Raw genomic sequence first — 23,448 nt, 5'->3', positions numbered from 1 at the left:
GCGCCGAAGCCCGCCCCGCAGGCTTCGGCGCCGGTCGCACCGCCCTCGCCGCGGGTGCTGGGGGGCGGGTTCGACGAGCCTCCCCAGATCGCCGGCGCCCCGGCCGTCACCGCCCTGGCCCCACGCCGGAACGACACGCCGAAGCCGGAAGCCTCGGCCGAACCGCCGCAGCCGTCGCCTCAGCCCCCGGCTTCGGCCGAACCGCCGCCGTCGCCGGCCCAGCCTCAGGCTGCGGCCCAGCCGCCGCAGGCGCCGCCCATGCCCCAGGCTTCAGCCCAGCCGCCGCAGACTCCGGCCCCGCCTGCTGCCGATGCGAAGGAGCCGGCGGCACTCGGCTTCGACGCCATCCGGGTGAACTCGGATGGCGGCGTCACCATCGCCGGGCGCGGCCCCGCCGGGGCCCGCATCCTGCTGATGGATGGCGACCGGCAGATCGGTTCGGTCCAGGCCGACAGCTCCGGCGGCTGGGTGTTCCTCTCCGACGCGCCGATCCCGGCCGGTGACCACCAGATCTCGCTGCGCCTTGCCGATGGCGGCAGCGCCGCGGGCGAGGTCGCCACGGTGGTGGTGCCGGAGCGGGGCCATGACATCGCCGGACGCCCGGCGACCGGCAGCGGCGGCAGCGCCCTGGTGATGGTGACGCCGCAGCAGGGCTCCTCGACCGTGCTGCAGGCGCCCTCGGCCGGTTCGCCGGGCCCGGCCGCGCCGGATGGGACGTTGTCGATCGACGTCATCGACTATGGCGACGGCGGCGCCGTCTTCGTCAGCGGCCGCGGCCAGGCCGGCGCCACCGTGCGGCTCTATCTCGACAACCGCCCGATCGGCGGGGGCGGTATGGATCCGCACGGCCGCTTCCGCATTCAGGCGGCGGGGGCGATCGCGCCCGGCATCTATCGCCTGCGCGCCGACCAGATCGACGCCGCCGGCAAGGTGACGGCGCGGGCCGAGACGCCGTTCCAACGCGCCGCACCGGCCGAGGTCGCGGTGGCCGAGGGGCGGGTCGTGGTCCAGCCCGGCAACAGCCTGTGGCGGATCGCCCGCCGGGTCTATGGCGAGGGGCCCCGCTACACCGTGATCTACCAGGCCAACCAGGAGCAGATCCGCGACCCCGACCTGATCTATCCGGGGCAGATCTTCACGGTGCCGGCGGCGGGCGCCACGGCCGCCGTTCCCGGCTGACGCGGAAATCGACCGTGGTGACGCCCGTCACAGCGACAGGGCAGGCGCCGGGTTAGGTTAGGGGTAGCTCGTAAGCGTCTCCCGCTCGAGCAGCCTCCCTGTTCACCTCTCGGGCCCTGGTCCTCCAGGGCCCGTTTTCTTTGCCTCAGGCCAGCAGCGCCGCCATCACCGACCGGTAGCGCGCCGCCACCGCGGCCTCGTCCGCATGCCGGCCGTCGCGCACGCGCCAGCGGCCCCCGGCCATGACATGGCGGATCGGCGAGTCATTGCCGGCGAAGACGAAGCTGTCGAGCAGCGTGTCGCCGCGCCGGCCGATCAGCGCCGGATGGTCCGGATCCAGCACGATCAGATCGGCGCGGGCGCCGGCCTCGATCCGGCCGGTGGGACGGCCGACCGCGCGGGCGCCGCCGTCGATCGCGGCCTGGAACAGGGTCGCGCCGACCGAGGGCCGGGCCGGGCCACCGGCGACACCGCGCTTCCGCTGCGTCAGGCGCTGGCCGTATTCCAGCCAGCGCAGCTCCTCGATCACCCCGACCGAGATGTGGCTGTCCGAGCCGATGCCGAGCGCGCCGCCGGCGGCGAGATAGGGGGCGAGGGGGAACAGCCCGTCGCCGAGATTGGCCTCGGTGGTCGGGCACAGCCCGGCGACCGCGCCGCTGGCCGCCATGCCGGCGGTCTCGGCCTCGTTCAGATGGGTGGCATGGATCAGGCACCAGCGGTCATCGACCGCGGCGTGGCCCAGCAGCCATTCGACCGGGCGGGCGCCGCTCCAGGCCAGGCACTGCTCGACCTCCTTCACCTGCTCGGCGATGTGGATGTGGATCGGCGCCGTCGGATCGGCCGCATTGATACCCGCCACCACCCCGGCCAGCATCTCGGGCGGCACGGCCCGCAGCGAATGCGGCGCGACGCCGATGCGGACATCCGGGTCGCCGTCATGGTCGGCGCGCAGCCGGCCGATGATGTCGAGGATGCCGTCGACATCGTTCAGGAAGCGGCGCTGGCCGTCGCCGGCCTTCTGCCCGCCGAAGCCGCCGGTGTTGTACAGCACCGGCAGATGCGCGATGCCGAGGCCGGTGGCCTTGGCCGCCGCGATCACCCGGCGCGACAGTTCCGCCCGGTCGGCATAGGGCGTGCCGTCCGGCTGGTGGTGCAGGTAGTGGAACTCGGCCACGCAGGTGTAGCCGGCCTTCAGCATCTCGACATAGAGCTGCGCGGCCACCGCCTCGACCTGGGCGGGGTCGAGCACGCGGACGAAGCGGTACATCTGCTCGCGCCAGCTCCAGAAATCGTCGCCGGGGCCGGCCGTGGTCTCGGCCAGCCCGGCCATGGCGCGCTGGAAGGCGTGGCTGTGCAGGTTCGCCATGCCCGGCAGGACGACGCCGGCAATGGGTTCCGCGTCGCCCCGCGCCGCGCCGGCCGAGACGCGGGCGATGTCGCCCCGGTCATCGATCTCGATCAGGACATTCTCGGCCCAGCCATCGGCCAGCAGGGCGGCATCGGCGAAATAGCGCGTGGTCAAGAGGCGGCATCCCGTGAGATGAAGCGCGGTGCGGCAGAATAGACCCGGATTGCCGAAGGGAAAGAGGGATGTGGGATCGGCTGTGGATCAATGCGCGGCTGGCGACCATGGTGAGCGACGGCTACGGCGCTATTCCCGAGGGCGCGATCGCGATCGCGGGCGACCGCATCGCCTGGGTCGGGCGGCAGGTGGACCTGCCCGGCGCCCTCGACCGCCTGGCCGCTTCCGTCGAGGATGCCGGCGGCGCCTGGGTCACGCCCGGGCTGATCGACTGCCACACCCATCTGGTCCATGGCGGCGACCGGGCCCGCGAATTCGCGATGCGGCTGCACGGCGCCAGCTATGAGGAGATCGCGCGGGCCGGCGGCGGCATCGTCTCGACCGTCGCCGCCACCCGTGCCGCCGCCGAGGAGGAGCTGCTGGCTTCGGCCCGGAAGCGCCTCGACGCGCTGGCGGTGGAGGGCGTGACCACCGTCGAGATCAAGTCCGGCTATGGGCTCGACCTGTCGACCGAGGCCAAGATGCTGCGCGTCGCCGGCCGGCTGGGGCAGGAGAGCCGCCTGCGGGTGCGGCGCAGCTTCCTCGGCGCCCATGCCGTGCCGCCGGAGGATCGCGACCAGCCCGAGCGCTATCTCGACCGCGTGATCGACGAGATGCTGCCGGCGATCGCCCGGGACGGCCTCGCCGATGCGGTCGACGCCTTTGGCGAGAAGATCGCCTTCTCGCCGGTCCAGGTCGAGCGGGTGTTCCGCGCCGCCAAGGCGCTCGGGCTGCCGGTGAAGCTGCACGCGGATCAGCTCTCCGACCAGGACGGCGCGGCGCTGGCCGCCCGGTTCGGCGCGCTGTCGGCGGATCATCTCGAATACACCAGCGAATCGGGCGCCAAGGAGATGGGCCGGGCCGGCACCGTGGCGGTGCTGCTGCCGGGCGCCTTCTACTTCCTGCGCGAGACCCAGCTGCCGCCCGTCGGGGCGTTCCGCCGGCACGGCGTGCCGATGGCCCTGGCCACCGACAACAATCCCGGTACCTCGCCGGCAACGTCGCTGCTGCTAATGCTGAACATGGGCTGCACCTTGTTCCGGCTGACGCCGGAGGAGGCGCTGGCCGGCGTTACCCGCAACGCCGCGCGGGCGCTGGGCCTGGCCGATGAGTGCGGCCGGCTGGCCCCGGGATTGGCGGCCGATCTGGTGTTCTGGGACGTGGACGACCCGGCGGAGCTGTCCTACCGCATCGCCTACAACCCCTGTCGTGCCGTGATCCGGGCCGGTCGGTCGGTTTAATACGGCGGTATTCTGCCGAATCGGAGCTTTGTGCTAGAAGCGTCTGATCGATTGGCGGGGGAAGCCGGTTGCGTTGGTGAGGGGATTCGGTCGGATCGCGGCGCTCGCGATGGTCCTGTTCGGCCTGGCCGCGGCATCCGCGCCGGCGCGGGCGCAGGAGAGTTGCACGCCTTATATCCTGGCGATGGAGGGGGCGTTCGGCATCCCCCGCGGCATGCTGCTGGCGATCGCGCAGACCGAATCGGGCGGGAAGGGCGATCCCTATCCCTGGGCCCTCAATGTCGGCGGGACGCCGATGTTCCCGAGCAGCCTGGCCGCCATGAAGGCGGCGATCGAGGACAACGGCGGCGGGGAAAGCCCCAACATCGACGTCGGCTGCATGCAGATTTCTCTGCGTTATCACAAGCAGACGCTGCCGGATTACACGCTCATCTTTCAGCCACAATACAATGTGATCTACGGCGCCTATTTCCTGCGGCGGTTGTTCAACAAATACGGGAACTGGCTGCAGGCGATCGCGCATTATCATTCCAGCGACCCGGACCGGCAGTTCGCCTATGCCTGCCGGGTGCTGGAGCGGCTGAAGAAAATCCGCGGCCAGGGGGCCGAGCCGATCGAAGTCTGCGCGTCAGGTTGAGGGGACAGGGGATTGATTCGGGTTTTCTTTACCGGCCAGATCGTTCAGAAGTTGGGCCATTGGGGGCGTTGGCTCGATCTGCGCCGTGATCGGGCATTTAGAAGTCAGAAGCGGGGGACCATGAAGCCTGTGCACAGTGACCGTCGCCGCGACCGGCAGGGCGAGGCGCGTCGACTCCGATGGACCCTTCGCTACGGAATCGGCCCGGCCCTCCTGGCCTGCGGCATTCTGGTGCTGACCCCGGTGTCGGGTCATGCTCAGCTGAACGCGCTGGTCGACCAGCTGCAGCAGCTGGGCATCAACCCGTCGCAGCTGCAGCCGCAGGGCACCCAGTCCGATGGCGTGACGATCCCGAGCGGGCCGCGCGTGCCGTCGACGACGCCGGGCCAGATCACCGAGCCGGCCGTGGTCTCGCCGGGGCTGCCGTCCTCCACCGTCTCGGCCGCGCCTGTCTCGCGCATCGAGGCCGATTACGCGCGGCGCCTGAGCAGTGACATCAACCAGTTCGGCTATGACGTCTTCGGCGGCGGCGCGCCGGCGAGCCAGGTGGTCAGTGGTGCCGTCAGCGAGAACTACGTCATCGGCATCGGTGACCAAGTCGTGGTCACGCTGCGCGGCCAGGTGAACCAGGGCATCAGCGCCACGGTCGACCGCGAGGGACGCCTGATCCTGCAAGATCTGCCGCCGATCCCGGCCGCCGGCCGCTCTTTCGGCGATCTGCGCCGCGAGATCGAGACTCGCGTCAAAGAGAACTACGTTTCGACCGAGGCCTTCGTCTCGCTCGGCGATGTCCGGGCGATCTCGGTGACCCTGACCGGCGAGGTCGTCAAGCCCGGCACCCAGACCCTGACCAGCTTCTCGACCCTGGTCGACGCGCTGACCGCGGGCGGCGGCATCAAGAAGACGGGCTCGCTGCGCACGGTCTCGCTGATCCGGCAGGGGCAGACCAAGGTGGTCGACCTCTACGGCTTCCTGATGGGATACAGCAATGAAGCCGACCTGCTGCTGCAGGACGGCGACCGCATCTCCATCCCCACCATCGGGCGCACGGTCGCGGTCGCTGGCGATGTGGTCCGGCCCGGCATCTTCGAAATGCCGCCGGATGCCGCCGGCCCGCTCAGCGTCGCCGAAATGCTGGATTATGCCGGCGGTCCGATCCGCCCGGCCGGCAACCGGTTCAACCTGCTGCGGCTCGACCGCAACGGCCAGGACCAGGTGCAGAACCTGTCGGGCCAGACCGCGGTGCCGGTGCAGACCAACGACATCATCCAGGTGACGCTGTCGCAGGACCTGCGCGTCGGCAGCGTCTCGATCACCGGCAATGTCACGGTCGCCGGTGTCCGGCCGCTGACCAGCGCGCCGACCCTGCGCGCCCTGCTGGCGGATCCGCCGATCCTGGCGGACGACGCCTATCTGCCGTTCGGCGTGATCCAGACGACCGACCCGACCACGCGGATCCGCAAATTCGTGCCGGTCAACCTGGGCGTGGCGCTGCGCGGCGGCGGCAACTTGCGGCTGCACGACCGCGACAAGCTGATCGTGCTGTCGCGTGAGGACATCCGCTATCTCGGCTCGGACGACGTCCAGACCATGCTCGCCGGGATCCAGCCGGCCCAGGCCCGCTCGGCGGCGGCGGACCAGTCGCAGAACGTTCAGGCCCAGAACCAGACGCTGACCTCGAGCCTGCCCCCGGCCAACAACGTCAGCGGCAGCTGCCTCGGCCTGCGGTCGCTGGCGGAAGCGGTGCGCGCCGACTCCACCGGCCGCTTCCGCAACGCCCGGCAGACCTTCCAGAACACCGAGGCGGGCGGCTCGCTGCAGGTGAACCGGGCCTGCCCGCAGATCTTCGACGACATTCCGGACCTGCTGCCCTTCGTGATCGAGCATGTGGTCTCGCTCAACGGCCAGGTGCGGGTGCCGGGCAGCTATCCGATCATCCCGGGCACGTCGCTGTCGACCGTGCTCGACATCGCCGGCGGCACCACGATCGAGGCCGATCGCCGCGCCATCGAGGTCGGTTATTTCTCGACCCTGTCACCTTCGAATCTCAGCGGCTCCTGGCGGTCGGTGCAGAGCCTCGGCGCCAGCACCGCCTCCATCAAGCTGAACCCCGGCGACAGCATCCGCATCCCGCAGAACCCGCAGCTGCGCGAGGACGGGTCGGTCACCTTGGCTGGCGAGTTCACCCATCCCGGACGCTACGTGATCCGTCGCGGCGAAACCCTGCTGCAGCTGATCCAGCGCGCCGGCGGCTACACCAACCAGGCCTTCCCGTATGGCGCGGTCTTCACCCGCGAGGCCGTGCGGCAGCAGCAGCAGCAGGGCTATGAGCGCACCGCCCGCGAGATTCAGGCGGGGCTGCCCCAGCTGGTCCAGCAGAGCGGTGACGACAGCGGCAGGAGCGCGACCGCGGCCCTGCCGGCGATCCAGAGCCTGATTTCGGAGCTGAAGACCATCCCGGCCGCCGGCCGAGTGGTAATCGAGGCCGATCCCACAGTGCTGGCCGCCAAGCCCGAGCTCGACTTCGCCCTCGACGCGGGCGACCAGCTCTTCGTGCCGAAGCGGCCGCTCTTCGTCACGGTGTCGGGCGAGGTGCTCAACCCGGGCACGGTGCAGTACGACGGCAAGCTGACCGCCGACGACTATGTCGAGTTCGCCGGCGGCACGACGGAGGCCGCCGATACCGGCCGCACCTTCGTCGTCATGCCGAACGGCCAGGCGCAGCCGCTCGACCTGTCGTCGTGGAGCTACAGCTCGGTCCGGGTGCCGCCCGGGTCCGTCATCATCGTGCCGCGCGACCTGAATCCGTTCGACCTGTACCGCCTGGTCAAGGATGTGGGCTCGATCGTGCAGAGCCTGGCGGTGTCCGCCGCCTCGCTGGTGGTGATCAGCCGGCGCAACTGACGCCGGATCGATCGGCAGGAAGGGCGGTGCCGCCGGCGCCGCCCTTTTTGTTTGCGGCCGTGCCATCCGGATCGCGGGCATGCGCCAGGCGCCATTGTCCCGCGGGCGCGAAGCACACTAGCCTGACCGGGTCTGGCGGAAGCGGAACGAGCGCCTCATGCAGATCACCGACCTCATCAACTCGATCGCCGATCGCGGCCTCGAGCTGTTCGCTTTCGGCCGCGGCCGGCCCTGGCCGCAGGGGCCCGCCGGTCTCTGCCGCGCGCTGCTGTCGGAGCGTGGCGAGGCGTCCGGCATCGCCCTGGCGCGCGAGCTGGTCGCCCTCTATCGCGGCCTGGACGCCGCCGAGCGCGAGGCCTTCTTCACCCTGCTGGCGCGGGAGTTCGGGCCCGACCATGCGGCGATCGCCGCCGCCGCGCGCGCGTTCATGGCCGAGCCCAGCGCATCCGGCGCCCTGGCCCTGGCCGAGGCGGCCGAGCCGCCGCGGCGGGAGCTGCTGCGCCGCATCAACATGCTGCCCGAGGGCACCGAGTTCGTGATCGGGCTGCGTGCCGACGCGCTCGACCTCGCCGACGGGAATCCGGAGCTGCGGATCGTGGATGCCGACTTGAAGCATGTGCTGACCGACTGGTTCTCCGGCGGCTTCCTGGAGCTGCGGCGGATCACCTGGGAGACGCCGGCGATCATCCTGGAGAAGCTGATCCAGTACGAGGCGGTGCACGCCATCCCGGGCTGGGAGTTCCTGCGCCGGCGCCTGGCCGAGGACCGGCGCTGCTACGCCTTCTTCCATCCGGCCCTGCCGAACGAGCCGGTGATCTTCGTCCAGGTGGCGCTGGTGCGCGGCCTGGCGGGGGAGGTGGCGCCGCTGCTGGACCCCAAGGCCCCCATCGGAGATCCGGCCGCCGCCGACACGGCGATCTTCTACTCGATCACCAACACCCAGAAGGGGCTGCGCGGCATCTCCTTCGGCAGCTTCCTGCTGAAGCAGGTGGTGGCCGACCTGCAGCAGACCCTGCCCAACCTCGCCACCTTCTCGACCCTGTCGCCGATCCCCGGCTTCCGGCGCTGGCTGGAGACGGCGGCGCCGCAGCACGAGGTCGCGGCGGTGCGGGACGCGGCCGATGATCTCCTGCCGGCCCTGGCGGCGGGCGGGATCGAGGCCGTGGCGGCGGACAAGGCGCGGAAGGCGGCGCTGACCGGCCTTTGCGCCCGTTATCTCGCCGCCGAGCTGCGGCCGAACGGGCGGCTGGTCGACCCGGTGGCGCGCTTCCATCTCGGCAACGGCGCCCGACTCGAGCGGCTGAACTGGGCCGGCGATATCGCGCCAAAGGGGCTGGAGCAGGGCTGGGGACTTCTAGTCAACTACCTCTATGATCCGGCGGAGCTGGAGCGCAACCACGAAGCCTTCGTCAATGCCGGCAAGGTGGCGACGAGCCGCGCGGTGGCGCGCCAGCTGAAGCCCTATCTCTGACCCGCCGAGCCGCATGACCAATCTCTACGACGCCCTGTCCGCCCGTTTCCCCGCCGACCGGTCCAAGCCGGCGCTGGCGCTCGCCGACGGCCGCGCCATCTCCTATGCGGAGCTCGACGCCGCCAGCGCCCGCTATGCCAACCTGCTGCGGCGGCTGGGCGTGGCGCCGGGCGACCGGGTGATGGTGCAGGTCGACAAGTCGCAGGATGTGGTGGCGCTCTATCTCGGCTGCCTGCGCGCCGGGGCGGTCTACCTGCCGCTCAACACCGCCTACACCAAGGGCGAGGTCGCCTATTTCGCCGGCGATGCCGAGCCCGCACTGGCGGTGTGCCAGCCGGCCCGGCTGGCCGAGATCGAGGCGGTGGCCGGGCCTGCCGGCGCCAAGGCGGTGCTCACCCTCGGCGCGGCCGGGGAGGGGACCCTGGCCGAGGCCGCGGCGCGGGAGCCGGACGGGTTTGAGACGCTACCGCGCGAGCCGGACGACCTGGCCGCGATCCTCTACACCTCCGGCACCACCGGGCGGTCCAAGGGGGCGATGCTCAGCCACGACAACCTGCTGTCGAACGCCCTGACCCTGCACGATTATTGGGGCTTCCGGCCGGACGACGTGCTGCTGCACGCCTTGCCGATCTTCCACACCCACGGCCTGTTCGTCGCCACCAACTGTGCCCTGCTGGCCGGGGCGACGATGCTGTTTCTGCCGAAGTTCGACGCCGCCGAGGTGCTGCGCCTGCTGCCCCGGGCCAGCGTGATGATGGGCGTCCCCACCTTCTACACCCGCTTGCTGGAGCAGGCCGGCCTCACCGCCGAGGCCTGCGCTCATATGCGGCTGTTCATCTCCGGCTCGGCGCCGCTGCTGGCCGACACCTTCGAGCAGTTCCGGCAGCGCACGGGGCACACCATCCTCGAGCGCTACGGCATGACCGAAACCAACATGAACACCTCGAACCCCCTGGACGGCGAGCGGCGGGCGGGGACGGTCGGCTTCCCGCTGCCCGGCGTGTCGCTGCGGGTGGTGGGCGAGGACGCCAGGCCCCTGCCGCAGGGCGAGATCGGCGTGATCGAGGTCAAGGGCCCGAATGTGTTCAAGGGGTATTGGCGGATGCCGGAGAAGACCGCGGCCGAGTTCCGCGCCGACGGCTTCTTCATCACCGGCGATGTCGGGGTGGTGGATGACCGCGGCTATGTCTCGATCGTCGGCCGGGCCAAGGACCTGATCATCACCGGCGGCTTCAACGTCTATCCGAAGGAAGTCGAGAGCCTGATCGACGCCATACCGGGCGTCGAGGAATCGGCGGTGATCGGCCTGCCGCATCCGGATTTCGGCGAGGCGGTGGCGGCGGTGGTGAAGATGCGGGCGGGGGCGGCGCCGCTCGACCCCGCCGCGATCCAGGCGGCGCTGCAGGACCAGCTGGCCCGGTTCAAGCAGCCCAAGGCGGTGTTCGTGGTGGCGGAGATCCCGCGCAACGCCATGGGCAAGGTGCAGAAAGCCGCCCTGCGCGAGCAGTACGGGACGACCTTCAAGACCCCGGCCTAGTCTCGCAGCGGGTCGGTCGTCGGATTGCTCAGGAAGCCCTGGTGCCGCGCCACGTGGTTGCGGCCGGCCAGGCGGGCGACGGGATCGAATTCGGGCGCGGCCTCGATCCGAACCAGGCCGGGCTCCTGCCAGGGCGATCCGATCCCGCGCAGCGGCGGCCGGTCCGGCGCGAAGCCGGTGGCCAGGAGGGTCGCATCGAGATAGCGGCGCGCATCCTCCGGGTCCTCGGCGAAGACGATCATGTCGCTCATGAAGTCGGCGCCGTTGTCGGGGTCGACGGCGCGCCACAGCGGGGCCTGGCGGCCGGCGGGCACGATCCGGACGGAGTAGGCGTGCATGGGGCCTCCTTGCCAAACCTGGCCAACGCGGCGGGCGCGGCGCCGGTTCCAGGGATCAGCGGCAGGCGGCCTTGCCGGCCTCGATATGGAAGCTGCGCGGGCCCGGCATCGCCGGCTTGGTGCTGCTGGCGGGGTCGTCGACGATGCGGATGTCGAGCGAGCAGGGGCCTGCCTGGACCCGGTAGAGGTCGTCGCCCGGCCGCTCGATCCGGTCGATCGGATGCCCCTGAAGCCTCTCGGACAGCTCGTTGCTGTCCAGGATCGCCTTGATCTCCTCCAGGCGCTGCCAATAGGGCGGCAGCGCCGCTCGGGCCCCGGCCGCGGCCATGAGGAGCAGCAGCGCCGTCACGCAGGCGGCGGCGATGCGGCGAGGGCCTGCAGGAAACAGCGTCATCGGGCCTTCTCCTCGGCGGTCCCGCCTCAGGCGCCGACGTTCGGGATGAAGAAGCAGCGCATCGAGCCGTCCGGCTTGCGGCACAGCCAGTAGTTCTGGTCTTCGCTGAACTGGGCCTGGTCGGTCGGTATCAGCATCGACAGGGGGCGGATCATATACCCGTCGGGGCGCACTTGGACATCGCGGGACGCGAAGGCGGCGCAGTCATGCGGGCCGCAGCATTGCTCATGCGTGCCGGACAGGTTCCGGTACTGACCGTTCTGGATCCACGCCGCCGGTCCATGGGCGGCCGCGGTGCCGGCGGCGAGTGCGAGCACGGTCGCGATGGGAAAGAGGATGCGCATCAGCGCCCTCCTGGCCAGGATTGCGGGCGACCGGGCATCCCGCCCGACCGGCCGGCCCAGTGCGGCCGTCTGCAACAGGCCTGCAGAAGGAACAACGGAACCGACCCGCATCTTCGTTCCCTTGAACCAAGGGCCATGGCGCCGGGAACCCGCGACTCCAGCCGCGGCCGGAGGTCCGGAGCGGTCGGCCCGGCCAGCGCGGAAAGCCGCTGCGGCCCAGGCGCTCCGCGGCATATGCTTTGGCCTTGACTCCGAGGGGGCGCGGGCATACATCGCCGGTGACGCCGAGCGAGCCCAGGCCCGCCCGACGCCAATCTCACAACGAGAGACAGATGGACGACCACCCTAGTCGTGGCGTCGCCAAGGCCGATCCGGCCGCGGTGACGTCGCCCGAACATCACTGGATCGCACTCGGCCTCGGCCGGGTGGATGGCGTGAGCCGGACCTAGGGTCGGAGCGCCGTTCGCCCCGCTTCCGCCGCGTGCGGGATACGGAGCGAACGATGAACCTCGCTTTTCTCTCCTGCTTCGATCGCCGCCTGCGCCTGGCGCTGGGCGCCGTCATTTCCCCGCGGGCCGAGGCGCTTGCCGCCCTCCCGCGCTTCCGCAACCGCGACTTGCGCCACGACCCGATCCGGGACGGGGACAAGGTCCTGCTGCGCTGGACCCGCGATGCGGAGACCGGCAAGCTCGTCGCCCGCTGGGACGAGCCGGCCGCCGAGCCGACCCAGCCCGCCGCGCCGGTCGACGATCTGGCCGAGCACCGCGCCCGCCGGGCGCAGCGCTACCGCTCGCGCTTCGTCTGGACCGACCGCCGCAGCGCTTAGAGACCGCCTGTAAATTCGCTGGCGCGGCCGTCTGACGGCGGTTTCTGTGCTTCCGGTGCTCACGGACTATAACGTCCGCTGCGCTCCGGTTCTCGAAACCACCGCCAGCCGACTCACGCCAGCGAATTTCCAAACGGTCTCTGAACCGTACCGACCGGGCAACCGATCGCCCGGCTTGCATTTCCCGGGCGCAGGGCGTATCAACCGCGCCGTCGTCAATCCCACACGCGGGCATCGCGGCCTGCCACGGCAGTGGCTCGGTCGCTCCGGTGCTTTTCGCCATATCCGCAATCCGCGGTGCGGCGAGGGGCAAAGCCCGCGGCGGAACAACCGGAAAAAGGACCTTCCGACCATGGCTACGCCGACCTTCACCATGCGCCAGCTCCTCGAAGCGGGCGCGCATTTCGGCCACCACACCCGCCGCTGGAACCCGAAGATGGCTCCGTACATCTTCGGCGTGCGCAACGGCGTGCACATCATCGACCTCGAGCAGACCGTGCCGCTGCTGCACCGCGCGCTCGATGCCGTCCGTGAGGTCGTCGCCAATGGCGGCCGCGTCCTGTTCGTCGGCACCAAGCGCCAGGCGCAGGACCAGATCGCCGACGCGGCCAAGCGCTGCGGCCAGTACTTCGTCAACCATCGCTGGCTCGGCGGCATGCTGACCAACTGGAAGACGGTGTCGCAGTCGATCAAGCGCCTGAAGGAGATGGACGAGCAGCTGAACCAGGGCGCGGTCGGCCTGACCAAGAAGGAGCAGCTGACCCTGACCCGCGAGCGCGACAAGCTCGAGAAGGCGCTGGGCGGCATCCGGGACATGGGCGGCCTGCCCGACATCCTGGTGATCATCGACACCAACAAGGAATCGATCGCGGTCCTGGAAGCCGCCAAGCTCGGCATCCCGGTCGTGGCCGTGCTGGACAGCAACTCCAGCCCGGACGGCATCACCTTCCCGGTGCCGGGCAACGACGACGCGCTGCGCGCGATCGAGCTCTATTGCGAGCTGTTCTCCGGCTCGGTCATCGCCGGCATCCAGGCCGAGATGAGCGCCAGCGGCGCCGATGTCGGCGGGCTGGAGGAGGCGCCGGTCGAGGAGGAGCTGCCGCCGCCGGCCGAGACCGGCGGCGAGGCGGAACAGCCGGCCGCCTGAGCCGAGAGCGAACCAGGGGCGGCCCAGAAAGCCGCCCCTTTCTGTCGATGAGGGTGCCTGCGACCATGCTGGGGCGCGGCGCCGAACGAACCGGATGCGAGGACGATATGGCGGAGATCACGGCAGCGCTGGTGAAGGAGCTTCGTGAGAAGACCGGCGCCGGCATGATGGATTGCAAGAAGGCGCTGAACGAGGCCGCCGGCGACCTGGAGGCCGCGGTCGACTGGCTGCGCAAGAAGGGCCTGGCCGCCGCCGCCAAGAAGGCCGGCCGCGTCGCCGCCGAGGGCCTGGTCGGCGCGGCCGTCGAGGGCAATCGGGGCGCGCTGGTCGAGGTCAACTCCGAGACCGACTTCGTGTCGCGCAACGACAAGTTCCAGGGCCTCGTCTCGACCCTGGCCGGCCTCGCCCTGCAGGCGAATGGCGATGTCGCGGCGCTGGCCGCCAGCGCCTTCCCGGGCACGGGCCGCACCGCCGGCGAGGAGGTGACCCAGCTGGTCGCCACCATCGGCGAGAACATCAGCCTGCGCCGCAGCGCCGCCCTGTCGGTGTCGAACGGCGTCGTCGCCGCCTATGTGCACAGCCCGGTCGCCGCCGGCCTGGGCAAGATCGGCGTGCTGGTGGCCGTGGAGTCGACCGGCGACAAGGCCAAGCTCGAGGCGTTCGGCAAGCAGGTCGCGATGCATATCGCGGCGGCCCGGCCGGATGCGCTGCACATCGCCGATGTCGACGCCAGCAACCTGGAGCGCGAGCGCGCCGTGCTGGTCGAGCAGGCCCGCGCCAGCGGCAAGCCCGAGGCGATCATCGAGAAGATGGTCGAGGGCCGGATCCGCAAGTACTACGAGGAAGTGGTGCTGCACGAGCAGGTCTGGGTGCTGGACGGCGAGACCAAGGTCCGCGCGGCGATCGAGGCTGCGGCCAAGGACGCCGGCGCCCCGGTCACCGTGACCGGCTTCGTCCGCTTCGTGCTCGGCGAGGGCATCGAGAAGGAGCAGGGCGACTTCGCGGCCGAAGTGGCGGCCACGCTCGGCCGCTGAGCCGAACGCAAGACCAGATTGGCGGCGCTGAGGGAGTGGAGCGACATGGCGAAGGCGGCCCAGTATCGACGGGTGCTGTTGAAGATTTCCGGGGAAGCCCTGATGGGCGACCAGGATTACGGCATCGACCCGAAGATGGTGGAGCGCATCGCCGATGATGTCGCCCAGGTCCACGCCCTCGGCGTCGAGATCTGCATGGTGGTCGGCGGCGGCAACATCTTCCGCGGCATGAGCGGCGCCGCCTCCGGCATCGAGCGGGCGACCGCCGACTACATGGGCATGCTGGCCACGGTGATGAACGGCCTGGCGCTGCAGAGCGCCTGCGAACACAAGGGCCTGCACACCCGCGTGGTCTCGGCCATCCCGATGCAGACGGTGTGCGAGCCCTATATCCGGCGCCGGGCGATCCGGCACATGGAGAAGGGCCGCGTCGTCATCTTCGTGTCCGGCACCGGCAACCCGTTCTTCACCACCGACACCGGCGCCGCCCTGCGCGCCTCCGAGATGGGCTGCGACGCCCTGCTCATGGGCAAGCAGGTCGACGGCGTCTACGACGCCGACCCGCTGCGGGTCGAAGGGGCCAAGCGCTTCGACCGCTTGACCTACATGGATGTGCTGGCAAAAGATCTCCGCGTCATGGATCATGCGGCGATCTCGCTGGCCCGTGAAAACAAGATCCCGATCCTGGTCTTCTCCATCAACGAGCATGGCGCGTTCGCGGAGGTGGTCGCAGGGCAGGGACGCTACACCATCGTGACCGAGGAGGGCTGAGCGTGGCCAAAGCCGATCTCGACGACATCTCCCGCCGCATGGCGGGTGCTCTGGAGTCCCTGCGCAAGGATCTTGCCGGTCTGCGCACCGGCCGCGCCAGCATCAGCCTGCTCGAGCCGATCACGGTCGACGTCTACGGCGCCCAGATGCCGCTGAACCAGGTCGGCACCATCGGCGTGCCGGAGCCGCGCATGCTGACCGTGACGGTCTGGGACCGCAGCGCGGTCAAGTCGGTGGAGAAGGCGATCCGCGATTCCGGCCTCGGCCTGAATCCGCAGACCGAGGGCCAGACCGTCCGCGTGCCGCTGCCGGAGCTGAGCGAGGAGCGCCGGCGCGAGCTGACCAAGGTCGCCGGCAAATACGCCGAGGCCGCCCGCGTCGCGGTGCGAAACGTCCGCCGCGACGGCATGGACGCGCTGAAGCGCGCCGAGAAGGACCATGAGATCTCCGAGGACGAGCACAAGCGCCTCGCCGACAAGATCCAGGGCCTGACCGACGGCCGCATCCGCGAGATCGACGAAGCGGCGGCGCAGAAGGAAAAAGAGATCCTCCAGGTCTGAGCACCGGGATGCACCGTTTCGCCCCCAAGGCCGAGGATCAGCCCGCGCTCCATGTCGCGATCATCATGGACGGCAACGGCCGTTGGGCGACCGCCCAGGGCCTGCCGCGCGCCATCGGCCATCGCCAGGGCGTCCATGCCGTGCAGCGGACGATCGATGCCGCGATCGCGCTGGATGTCGGCTATCTGACGCTGTTCGGCTTCTCGACCGAGAACTGGCGCCGGCCGATCCTCGAGATCGGCGAGCTGATGAAGCTGCTGCGCTTCTTCCTGCGCGGCGAGCTCAAGGCCCTGCACCGCAAGGGCGTGCGGCTGCGTTTCATCGGCGACCGCGAGCGCCTGGCCCCCGACATCGTCGACCTGCTGGTCGAGAGCGAGACGCTGACCGCGGCCAACACCCGGCTGAACCTGACCGTGGCGCTGAGCTACGGCGCCCGGCAGGAGATCGCCGAGGCGGCGCGCCGGGTGGCGCGCGAGGTCGCCTCGGGGGCCTTGCTGCCGGAGGCGATCGATGAAGGGCTGTTCGCCGGCCGCCTGTTCACCGCCGACCTGCCGGACCCCGACCTGATCATCCGCACCAGCGGCGAGCAGCGGATCAGCAACTTCCTGCTGTGGCAGGCCGCCTATGCCGAGCTGATCTTCGTCGACACGCTGTGGCCGGATTTCGGCCATGCCGACCTGGAGGCCGCCCTCGCCGAGTTCCGGCGGCGGGAACGTCGCTATGGCGCCGTCGGTGGCCAATAGCCCCGGGGCGAAGCGCAGCAACCTGACGCTGCGGATCCTCTCCAGCCTCGTTCTCGGACCGCTGATCCTTGCCGCCGTCTATGTCGGGCAGTGGGAGTTCGCGGTCATCGTCGGGCTGCTCGGCGTGCTCGGCGTCGACGAGTGGCTGCGGCTGGTGCTGCGCCGGCCGCCGCCCGGCTGGGCCCGGGTCTCCGCCGCGATCGCCGTCGTCGCCGTGACCATCGCCACCGGCTGCGCCGGCGCCGTCGCCGGCCTGCTGGTGCTGGCCGCCGCGACCGTGCTGTTCGACATCGCCGTCAATCTCCGCCTCGGCACGCCCGGCCGCATGCCGGCGCTGGGGCTGCCCTATCTCGGCCTGACCGTCGTCGCGCTGCTGCATCTCCGCCAGGATGGCTGGCAGCCGGTGATCTGGCTGCTGGTGGCGGTCTGGGGTACGGATATCGGCGGCTACATCTTCGGCCGCTGGATCGGCGGGCCGAGGCTGGCGCCGCGGCTGAGCCCGAAGAAGACCTGGGCCGGGCTGATCGGCGGCGCCGGCCTGGCCGCCGTGGCCGGCGCCGTCGCCATCGCGGTGCTGCACCGCGCCGGCTCGGCCCTTGTCGCCGTGCCGGGGGCCGCCCTGCTGGCCCTGGTGGCTCAGGCCGGCGACCTTGCCGAATCCGCGGTCAAGCGCCATTACGGCGTCAAGGACAGCGGCGACCTGATCCCCGGCCATGGCGGCGTGCTCGACCGGATCGACGGGCTGCTGGCCGCGGCGCCCGTCTTTGCCCTGTTCACCGCCCTTTTGGATGCATCCTTCACATGACCTCGGCCCCGTCCGCGGACGCTCCGCGCTCCGTCACCATTCTCGGCGCCACCGGCTCGGTCGGCGCCAGCACCGTCGACCTGATCACCCGGTCGCCGGAGCGCTTCACGGTCGAGGCGGTGACCGCCAACAAGGATGCGGAACGGCTGGCGGCGATCGCCCGGCAGCTCGGCGCCCGCACCGCCGCGGTGGCGGATGAGGCCGCCTATCCGGCGCTGAAGGCGGCGCTGTCCGGCAGCGGCATCGAGGCGGCGGGCGGCGCTGAGGCGGTGGTGGAAGCGGCGGCCCGGCCGGCGGAATGGGTGATGGGCGCCATCGTCGGCGCCGCCGGCCTGCGGCCGATCCTGACCGCGATCCGGCGCGGCGCCATGGTCGCCTTCGCCAACAAGGAGTGCCTGGTCTGCGCCGGCGAGCTGATGATGGCCGAGGTGCGGCAGCACGGCGCCACGCTGCTGCCGGTCGACAGCGAGCACAACGCCATCTTCCAGGTGTTCCAGCCGGGCGCCAAGGTCCGCCGGCTGATCCTGACCGCCTCGGGCGGGCCGTTCCGGGAGTGGAGCCGCGAGCAGATGGCGGCGGCGACGCCCGCCCAGGCCGTCGCCCATCCGAACTGGAGCATGGGCGCGAAGATCTCGGTCGACAGCGCCACCCTGATGAACAAGGGGCTGGAGCTGATCGAGGCGTCGCACCTCTTCGCCATGCCGGAGGACCAGATCGAGATCGTGGTCCACCCGCAATCGGTGATCCACAGCCTGGTCGACTATGCCGACGGCTCGGTGCTGGCGCAGCTCGGCGTCCCCGACATGCGGGTGCCGATCGCCTACACCCTGGCCTGGCCGGAGCGGATGGAGACGCCCTGCGCCGCGCTCGACCTGGCGAAGATCGCCCGGCTCGATTTCCGGCAGCCGGACCCGGAACGGTTCCCGGCGCTGCGGCTGACCCGGGAATGCCTGCGGCAAGGCGGCTCGGCCGCCACCGTGCTGAACGCCGCCAATGAGGTGGCCGTGGCGGCCTTCCTCGAGGGCCGGATCGGCTTCCTCGACATCGAGCGGATCGTCGAGGCCACCCTTGCCATGATTCCGGCACAAGCTGTGGCGACTCTGGACGAGGTGTTCGCCATCGACGCCGAGGCGCGACGGCACGCCGCTGCGCTTTGAAATCGCGGGCGAGCGGGCCTACATAGGCCCTCTGGCCGAGAGGACCCTATGACGCTGTTCACCTATCTGATCCCGTTCCTGGTCGTGCTGACCGTCCTCGTCTTCGTGCACGAGTTCGGCCACTACTGGGTCGCGCGCCGCAACGGGGTCCGGGTCGAGACTTTCTCGATCGGCTTCGGGCCGGAGCTGTTCGGCTTCAACGACCGGCACGGCACCCGCTGGAAGTTCAGCGTCGTCCCGCTCGGCGGCTATGTGAAGATGTTCGGCGATGCCGATGCGGCTTCGACCCCGTCCAGCGCGGCGCTCGACGGGATGTCCGAGGATCAGCGGGCGGTGTCGTTCCACCACAAGCGGGTGGGGCAGCGCGCGGCCATCGCCGCGGCCGGACCGGTCGCCAACTTCCTGTTCTCGATCGTCGCCCTGTTCTTCCTGTTCCTGATCGGCGGCCACCCGTTCCCGCCGGCGGTGGTGGGCGACGTTTCGGCGGGCGGCGCCGCCGCCGAGGCCGGGATCCGGCCGGGGGACCGGATCGCCAGCATCGACGGCACCGCGGTCGACCGTTTCGCCGAGCTCGGCGAGGCGGTCCGCAACAGCGGCGGCAAGAGCGTGACGCTCGGCATCGACCGCAGCGGCGAGGCCTTGAGCTTCGCCTTGACACCGCGGCAGGAGACGGTGCCGACGACCGATGGCGGCAGCGCGACCATCTGGCGCCTCGGCATCGCCGCCGACACCGGGCCCTATGGCGTCGTCGAAGCGGCACGGATGTCGGTCACCGAGAGCTGGGCGATCGTGTCGATGACCGCCCAGGCCCTCGGGCAGATGGTGTCCGGCCAGCGCGGCACCGAGGATCTCGGCGGCCCGATCCGCATCGCCCAGATGTCGGGTGAGGTCTATCAGGTCGGCATCGTGGCGCTGCTCTGGTTCATGGCGATCCTGTCGATCAATCTCGGCCTGATCAACCTGGTGCCGATCCCGATGCTCGACGGCGGCCACCTGCTGTTCTGCGCGATCGAGGCGGTCCGCGGCCGTCCGCTGGGCGCCCGTGCCCAAGAATACGGTTTCCGCCTAGGGCTTGCTTTGGTATTAACCCTGATGCTCTTCGCGACCTGGAACGACCTGGTCCAACTCAAGGTAGTGGCCTTTTTCAAAGGCTTGGTGTCCTGAGCCGGGACGTGTTACCGGATCACGGCGGCTGTGACTCGCCGCGATCCGCAGCCGCTGGCAGTGGGGGCGGCGGTCGTTCGTCAAACCTCTTGTGCCCGATCGGTCGGGGGCGAGAGGGATGGGTGTGAGTTTGAGGGGAAAGCAGAAACCGATGTCGACCGTGACCTCCCGACTCTGGCTCGCGGCCGTGGCGGCTGTTGCCCTTGGGACCGCGCCCATGGCGGCGCCGGCACAGACCCGCGGTGGCGGTGGAACCGTCGCCGACGTCAAGGTCGAGGGTTCGCAGCGGATCGAGCCCGCCACGGTGATCTCGTACATGGCGCTGAAGCCGGGCGACGAGTACAGCGACCGCGCCGTGGACGAATCCGTCAAGAGCCTGTTCGCCACCGGCCTGTTCGCCAATGTGCAGATCCGGCGCCAGGGCTCCAGCCTTGTGGTGACGGTCGAAGAGAATCCGATCATCAACCAGATCGCGTTCGAGGGTAACGACCGCTTCGACGACACCAAGCTGACGGCCGAGATCGAGGAGCGCCCGCGGCAGGTCTACACCCGGACCAAGGCCCAGAGCGACGCCGACCGCATCCAGCAGCTGTATCGCCGCAGCGGCCGCTTCGCCGTCGCGGTCGAGCCGAAGATCATCAAGCTCGACCAGAACCGCGTGAACCTGGTGTTCGAGATCCGCGAGGGCGACCTCGCCAAGATCGAGCGGATCAACTTCGTCGGCAACCGCGCCTTCTCCAACGGCGACCTGCGCGACGAGATCCTGACCAAGGAGACCGAGTGGTGGAACATCCTCGCCTCCAACGACACCTATGACCCGGACCGCCTGGCCGTCGACCAGGAGATGCTGCGCCGTTTCTACCTGAACCGCGGCTATGCCGATTTCCGCGTGGTCTCGGCGGTGTCGGAGCTGGCGCCGGACGGCGAGGGCTTCTTCATCACCTTCACGGTCGACGAGGGCGAGCGCTACAAGTTCGGCAAGATCGACGTCAACAGCGCCCTGCCGGGCGTGACGCCGGAGGAGCTGAAGACCGTCATCGTCACCAATGAGGGCGACTGGTACTCCAGCAAGTCGGTCGAGGACACGATCCAGGCCCTGACCACCTATCTGGGCGACCGGCAATACGCCTTCGTCGACATTCAGCCCTCGGTGCAGCGCAACCGCGACGAGCAGCTGATCGCGATCACCTACGAAATCTCGGAAGGCCCGCGCGTCTTCGTCGAGCGTATCGACATCAGCGGCAATGTCCGCACCGCCGACGAGGTGATCCGCCGCGAGTTCGAGCTGGCCGAAGGCGACCCGTTCAACGCCTCGCGCCTGAAGAAGTCCGAGACCAACATCCGCAACCTCGGCTTCTTCAGCAAGGTCGACATCAAGCCGACCCCGGGCACGGCGCCGGACCAGACGGTGATCCAGGCGGCGGTGAGCGAGCAGTCGACCGGTGAACTGCAGCTTGGTGTCGGTTACTCGACCAGCGACGGTCCGCTCGGCAACGTCACGGTCCGCGAGCGCAACCTGCTCGGCCGGGGCCAGGACCTGCGGCTGTCGACCTCGCTCAGCGGCGTGTCGTCCGAAATCGACCTGAGCTTCACCGAGCCGTACTTCATGGGCCGCAACCTCGCGGCCGGCTTCGACCTGTTCCGCACCACGCGCGACAATCAGAGCTTCAGCTCCTACAACGAGACCAACACCGGTTTCGCGCTGCGCATGGGCTATCCGCTGAGCGAGAACCTGCGGCAGACGCTGCGCTACCGCCTGAACTACCGGCAGGTCTCGGACGTCAGCGACGACGCCTCGCGCTTCATCAAGGAGCAGGAGGGCAACACCCTGTCCTCCGCGGTGCAGCAGTCCCTGACCTATGACCGGCTGGACAGCCGCATCAACCCGACCGACGGCTACCGGATCACGCTGTCGAACGAAATCGCGGGTCTCGGCGGCGACGTGCACTACCTCAAGTCCCAGCTCAGCGCCGACTGGTACTACCCGGTCACCGATTCCATGGTGCTGAACATCGGCGGCCAGCTCGGCCATATCATCGGCCTGGGCGAGGACGTCCGTATCAACGACCGCTTCTTCCTCGGCGGCAACTCCTTCCGCGGCTTCCAGACCGGCGGCCTCGGCCCGCGCGATCTCGGCTCCGACGACAAGGATGCGCTGGGCGGCAACAACTTCGCCCTCGGCTCGGTCGAGCTCAGCTTCCCGCTCGGCCTGCCCAGCGAGTTCGCCCTGCAGGGGCATGCCTTCACCGATTTCGGCACGCTGTGGGGAACGGACGACAACGGCCCCGGCGTCGTCGACGACGCTGCGCTGCGCGCCTCGGCCGGCGTCGGCGTGTCCTGGGCCTCGCCCTTCGGGCCGATCCGGCTCGACTATGCCTATCCGTTCGCCAAGGAGAGCTACGACAAGCAGGAGCAGATCCACATCAGCTTCGGCACGCGGTTCTGATTGGCGCGGCAGCGGTCCGCCTCCGCGGTCGCGCGTCCCTTCGCGGCGCCGGTTCCAGCCGGCGCCGCTTTCGTTGGTCAGTGCCTCGACGTCATGGCCGGGGCGCAACTCTGGACGGACGGGCGGGGGACCGTCCTTCGCCAGTCGTGAGCAGAGAGAACGCCCATGCCCGATCCGCGGTTCTTTCGCAGCGCCGGTCCGTTCCCGCTCGGCCGCCTCGCCGAGATCGCCGGCGCGACCCTGTCGCCCGGGGCTGACCCGGAGCGGCCGATCGCCAGCGTCGCGCCGCTCGACGCGGCGGGGCCCGACGACATCAGCTTCCTCGACAACCGCAAATATGTCGACGCCTTCGCCGCCAGCAAGGCGGGCGCCTGCGTGATCGCCCCGGCCCTGGCCGACAGGGCGCCGGCCGGCATGGCGCTGCTGCTGACGCCGAAGCCCTACAAGGGCTACGCGCTGATCGCCCAGGCCTTTTTTCCGGCGCCGGTGGCGCGCCCCGGCATCGCCGCCACCGCCGCGATCGACCCGACGGCGGTGATCGGCGAGGGGGTGGAGGTCGGGCCCGGCGCGGTGATCGAGGCCGGGGCGGAGATCGGCGCGGGCTGCCGGATCGGTCCGAACGCGGTGATCGGGGCCGGCGTGGTGCTGGGTGAGCGCAGCGTGGTCGGGCCCGGGGCTTCGCTGACCCATTGCCTGGTGGGGGCGCGGGTCACGATCTATCCCGGCGCCCGCATCGGCCAGGACGGGTTCGGCTTCGCCATGGACGCCGAAGGCCATGTCCGGCTGCCGCAGCTCGGCCGCGTCATCATCGAGGATGATGTCGAGGTCGGCGCCAACTCCACCATCGACCGCGGGGCCGGCCCGGACACGGTGATCGGCCGGGGGGCGATGATTGATAATCTGGTCCAGATCGGGCACAACGTGCAGGTCGGACGAGGCGCCGTCATCGTCGCGCAGGCAGGCGTGGCGGGGAGCACCAAGTTGGGCGATTTCGCCGTTCTGGCTGCCAAGGCTGGTGTCGCGGGCCATCTCACCATCGGTGCAGGGGCGAGGATCGCCGCGAATGCGGGGGTGATGCGCGACGTCGACCCCGGTGCGGAGGTGGTGGGTTCACCCGCGATCCCGAAACGGCAGTTTTTCCGGCAGCAGGTCATGCTAGCGCGTCTAGCCGAAGGGAAGGGCGACTGAG

Annotated in this window: 21 protein-coding genes; 17 read left to right on the top strand and 4 right to left on the bottom strand. The window is 70.2% G+C overall.

The window, feature by feature from the left end; all coding sequences use genetic code 11:
* On the top strand, positions 1–1,179 hold a 1,179-nt coding region (locus tag BWR60_RS22185; protein WP_088153207.1), incomplete at its 5' end, for a LysM peptidoglycan-binding domain-containing protein.
* Between the two features lie 145 nt (positions 1,180–1,324).
* Here the strand turns inward: BWR60_RS22185 and BWR60_RS22180 are convergent.
* A complete protein-coding gene (locus BWR60_RS22180) occupies positions 1,325–2,701 on the bottom strand; it encodes a formimidoylglutamate deiminase (protein ID WP_088153206.1) in 1,377 nt (458 codons plus the stop codon).
* Positions 2,702–2,769: 68 nt separating this feature from the next.
* Between BWR60_RS22180 and hutI the strand changes: the two genes are divergently transcribed.
* The 5 genes from hutI to BWR60_RS22155 all read left to right on the top strand — a co-directional run bounded on the left by hutI (position 2,770) and on the right by BWR60_RS22155 (position 10,530).
* Positions 2,770–3,981: an imidazolonepropionase gene (gene hutI / locus BWR60_RS22175; RefSeq protein ID WP_088153205.1), complete on the top strand. Its 1,212-nt coding sequence runs from the start codon at positions 2,770–2,772 to the stop codon at positions 3,979–3,981.
* 109 nt (positions 3,982–4,090) lie between these two features.
* Positions 4,091–4,618: a lytic transglycosylase domain-containing protein gene (locus tag BWR60_RS22170; RefSeq protein ID WP_088153204.1), complete on the top strand. Its 528-nt coding sequence runs from the start codon at positions 4,091–4,093 to the stop codon at positions 4,616–4,618.
* A 120-nt stretch (positions 4,619–4,738) separates the two neighbouring features.
* A complete protein-coding gene (locus BWR60_RS22165; protein ID WP_088153203.1) occupies positions 4,739–7,522 on the top strand; it encodes an SLBB domain-containing protein in 2,784 nt (927 codons plus the stop codon).
* 157 nt (positions 7,523–7,679) lie between these two features.
* The gene (locus tag BWR60_RS22160; RefSeq protein ID WP_088153202.1) at positions 7,680–8,993 is read left to right on the top strand and encodes a malonyl-CoA decarboxylase domain-containing protein; all 1,314 of its coding nucleotides are present in this window, start codon (positions 7,680–7,682) and stop codon (positions 8,991–8,993) included.
* 13 nt (positions 8,994–9,006) lie between these two features.
* Entirely contained in the window at positions 9,007–10,530 is a 1,524-nt protein-coding gene (locus BWR60_RS22155) for a malonate--CoA ligase (protein WP_088153201.1), read from the top strand.
* Here the strand turns inward: BWR60_RS22155 and BWR60_RS22150 are convergent.
* The 3 genes from BWR60_RS22150 to BWR60_RS22140 are packed head-to-tail and all read right to left on the bottom strand — an operon-like array spanning position 10,527 to position 11,717.
* Positions 10,527–10,868 (bottom strand): hypothetical protein, encoded by a 342-nt coding sequence (locus BWR60_RS22150; protein WP_088153200.1) that lies wholly within the window; start codon positions 10,866–10,868, stop codon positions 10,527–10,529. The two genes, BWR60_RS22155 and BWR60_RS22150, sit on opposite strands and share 4 nt — an antisense overlap.
* 55 nt (positions 10,869–10,923) lie before the next feature.
* Complete coding sequence (locus BWR60_RS22145; RefSeq protein WP_088153199.1) at positions 10,924–11,262, bottom strand: hypothetical protein; 339 nt, start codon at positions 11,260–11,262, stop codon at positions 10,924–10,926.
* Between the two features lie 26 nt (positions 11,263–11,288).
* On the bottom strand, positions 11,289–11,717 hold the full coding sequence (locus tag BWR60_RS22140; protein ID WP_218823616.1) for a hypothetical protein: 429 nt from the start codon (positions 11,715–11,717) through the stop codon (positions 11,289–11,291).
* Between the two features lie 391 nt (positions 11,718–12,108).
* Between BWR60_RS22140 and BWR60_RS22135 the strand changes: the two genes are divergently transcribed.
* The 11 genes from BWR60_RS22135 (at position 12,109) to lpxD (ending at position 23,447) form a co-directional block, all read left to right on the top strand.
* The gene (locus BWR60_RS22135; RefSeq protein ID WP_088153197.1) at positions 12,109–12,432 is read left to right on the top strand and encodes a hypothetical protein; all 324 of its coding nucleotides are present in this window, start codon (positions 12,109–12,111) and stop codon (positions 12,430–12,432) included.
* Positions 12,433–12,784: 352 nt separating this feature from the next.
* Positions 12,785–13,579: a 30S ribosomal protein S2 gene (rpsB, locus tag BWR60_RS22130; RefSeq protein WP_088153196.1), complete on the top strand. Its 795-nt coding sequence runs from the start codon at positions 12,785–12,787 to the stop codon at positions 13,577–13,579.
* Between the two features lie 107 nt (positions 13,580–13,686).
* Positions 13,687–14,613, top strand: coding sequence for a translation elongation factor Ts (tsf, locus tag BWR60_RS22125; protein ID WP_088153208.1), 927 nt, complete (start codon positions 13,687–13,689; stop codon positions 14,611–14,613).
* 45 nt (positions 14,614–14,658) lie between these two features.
* Entirely contained in the window at positions 14,659–15,384 is a 726-nt protein-coding gene (pyrH, locus tag BWR60_RS22120; protein WP_034840559.1) for a UMP kinase, read from the top strand.
* Positions 15,385–15,422: 38 nt separating this feature from the next.
* A complete protein-coding gene (gene frr / locus BWR60_RS22115) occupies positions 15,423–15,944 on the top strand; it encodes a ribosome recycling factor (protein ID WP_218823617.1) in 522 nt (173 codons plus the stop codon).
* A gap of 8 nt (positions 15,945–15,952) precedes the next feature.
* The gene (locus BWR60_RS22110) at positions 15,953–16,687 is read left to right on the top strand and encodes an isoprenyl transferase (protein ID WP_088153194.1); all 735 of its coding nucleotides are present in this window, start codon (positions 15,953–15,955) and stop codon (positions 16,685–16,687) included.
* Positions 16,677–17,492, top strand: a complete 816-nt coding sequence (locus BWR60_RS22105) for a phosphatidate cytidylyltransferase (RefSeq protein WP_230983139.1) — start codon at positions 16,677–16,679, stop codon at positions 17,490–17,492. The genes BWR60_RS22110 and BWR60_RS22105 overlap by 11 nt, the downstream gene beginning before the upstream one ends.
* Complete coding sequence (locus BWR60_RS22100) at positions 17,489–18,649, top strand: 1-deoxy-D-xylulose-5-phosphate reductoisomerase (RefSeq protein WP_088153192.1); 1,161 nt, start codon at positions 17,489–17,491, stop codon at positions 18,647–18,649. The genes BWR60_RS22105 and BWR60_RS22100 overlap by 4 nt, the downstream gene beginning before the upstream one ends.
* A 48-nt stretch (positions 18,650–18,697) precedes the next feature.
* On the top strand, positions 18,698–19,813 hold the full coding sequence (rseP, locus tag BWR60_RS22095) for an RIP metalloprotease RseP (RefSeq protein ID WP_088153191.1): 1,116 nt from the start codon (positions 18,698–18,700) through the stop codon (positions 19,811–19,813).
* A 217-nt stretch (positions 19,814–20,030) separates the two neighbouring features.
* The gene (bamA, locus tag BWR60_RS22090) at positions 20,031–22,259 is read left to right on the top strand and encodes an outer membrane protein assembly factor BamA (protein WP_230983138.1); all 2,229 of its coding nucleotides are present in this window, start codon (positions 20,031–20,033) and stop codon (positions 22,257–22,259) included.
* Positions 22,260–22,424: 165 nt separating this feature from the next.
* Positions 22,425–23,447, top strand: coding sequence for a UDP-3-O-(3-hydroxymyristoyl)glucosamine N-acyltransferase (gene lpxD, locus BWR60_RS22085; RefSeq protein WP_088153189.1), 1,023 nt, complete (start codon positions 22,425–22,427; stop codon positions 23,445–23,447).
* The last annotated feature ends 1 nt before the right edge of the window (position 23,448 follow it).

This window comes from Inquilinus limosus, from assembly GCF_002195995.1.
In the GTDB taxonomy this organism is placed as follows: domain Bacteria; phylum Pseudomonadota; class Alphaproteobacteria; order DSM-16000; family Inquilinaceae; genus Inquilinus; species Inquilinus limosus_C.
Note: the sequence above shows the minus strand (reverse complement) of the source record. Positions and strands in the feature narration are given on the sequence as shown.

What these genes read in the sequence shown, in the direction of transcription:
- hutI (WP_088153205.1), top strand. Translation starts at nt 2,770, where the DNA reads ATGTGGGATCGGCTGTGGATCAATGCGCGGCTGGCGACCATGGTGAGC.
- BWR60_RS22170 (WP_088153204.1), top strand. Translation starts at nt 4,091, where the DNA reads ATGGTCCTGTTCGGCCTGGCCGCGGCATCCGCGCCGGCGCGGGCGCAG.
- BWR60_RS22165 (WP_088153203.1), top strand. Translation starts at nt 4,739, where the DNA reads ATGAAGCCTGTGCACAGTGACCGTCGCCGCGACCGGCAGGGCGAGGCG.
- BWR60_RS22160 (WP_088153202.1), top strand. Translation starts at nt 7,680, where the DNA reads ATGCAGATCACCGACCTCATCAACTCGATCGCCGATCGCGGCCTCGAG.
- BWR60_RS22155 (WP_088153201.1), top strand. Translation starts at nt 9,007, where the DNA reads ATGACCAATCTCTACGACGCCCTGTCCGCCCGTTTCCCCGCCGACCGG.
- BWR60_RS22150 (WP_088153200.1), bottom strand. Translation starts at nt 10,868, where the DNA reads ATGCACGCCTACTCCGTCCGGATCGTGCCCGCCGGCCGCCAGGCCCCG.
- BWR60_RS22145 (WP_088153199.1), bottom strand. Translation starts at nt 11,262, where the DNA reads ATGACGCTGTTTCCTGCAGGCCCTCGCCGCATCGCCGCCGCCTGCGTG.
- BWR60_RS22140 (WP_218823616.1), bottom strand. Translation starts at nt 11,717, where the DNA reads ATGCGGGTCGGTTCCGTTGTTCCTTCTGCAGGCCTGTTGCAGACGGCC.
- BWR60_RS22135 (WP_088153197.1), top strand. Translation starts at nt 12,109, where the DNA reads ATGAACCTCGCTTTTCTCTCCTGCTTCGATCGCCGCCTGCGCCTGGCG.
- rpsB (WP_088153196.1), top strand. Translation starts at nt 12,785, where the DNA reads ATGGCTACGCCGACCTTCACCATGCGCCAGCTCCTCGAAGCGGGCGCG.
- tsf (WP_088153208.1), top strand. Translation starts at nt 13,687, where the DNA reads ATGGCGGAGATCACGGCAGCGCTGGTGAAGGAGCTTCGTGAGAAGACC.
- pyrH (WP_034840559.1), top strand. Translation starts at nt 14,659, where the DNA reads ATGGCGAAGGCGGCCCAGTATCGACGGGTGCTGTTGAAGATTTCCGGG.
- frr (WP_218823617.1), top strand. Translation starts at nt 15,423, where the DNA reads ATGGCGGGTGCTCTGGAGTCCCTGCGCAAGGATCTTGCCGGTCTGCGC.
- BWR60_RS22110 (WP_088153194.1), top strand. Translation starts at nt 15,953, where the DNA reads ATGCACCGTTTCGCCCCCAAGGCCGAGGATCAGCCCGCGCTCCATGTC.
- BWR60_RS22100 (WP_088153192.1), top strand. Translation starts at nt 17,489, where the DNA reads ATGACCTCGGCCCCGTCCGCGGACGCTCCGCGCTCCGTCACCATTCTC.
- rseP (WP_088153191.1), top strand. Translation starts at nt 18,698, where the DNA reads ATGACGCTGTTCACCTATCTGATCCCGTTCCTGGTCGTGCTGACCGTC.
- bamA (WP_230983138.1), top strand. Translation starts at nt 20,031, where the DNA reads ATGGCGGCGCCGGCACAGACCCGCGGTGGCGGTGGAACCGTCGCCGAC.
- lpxD (WP_088153189.1), top strand. Translation starts at nt 22,425, where the DNA reads ATGCCCGATCCGCGGTTCTTTCGCAGCGCCGGTCCGTTCCCGCTCGGC.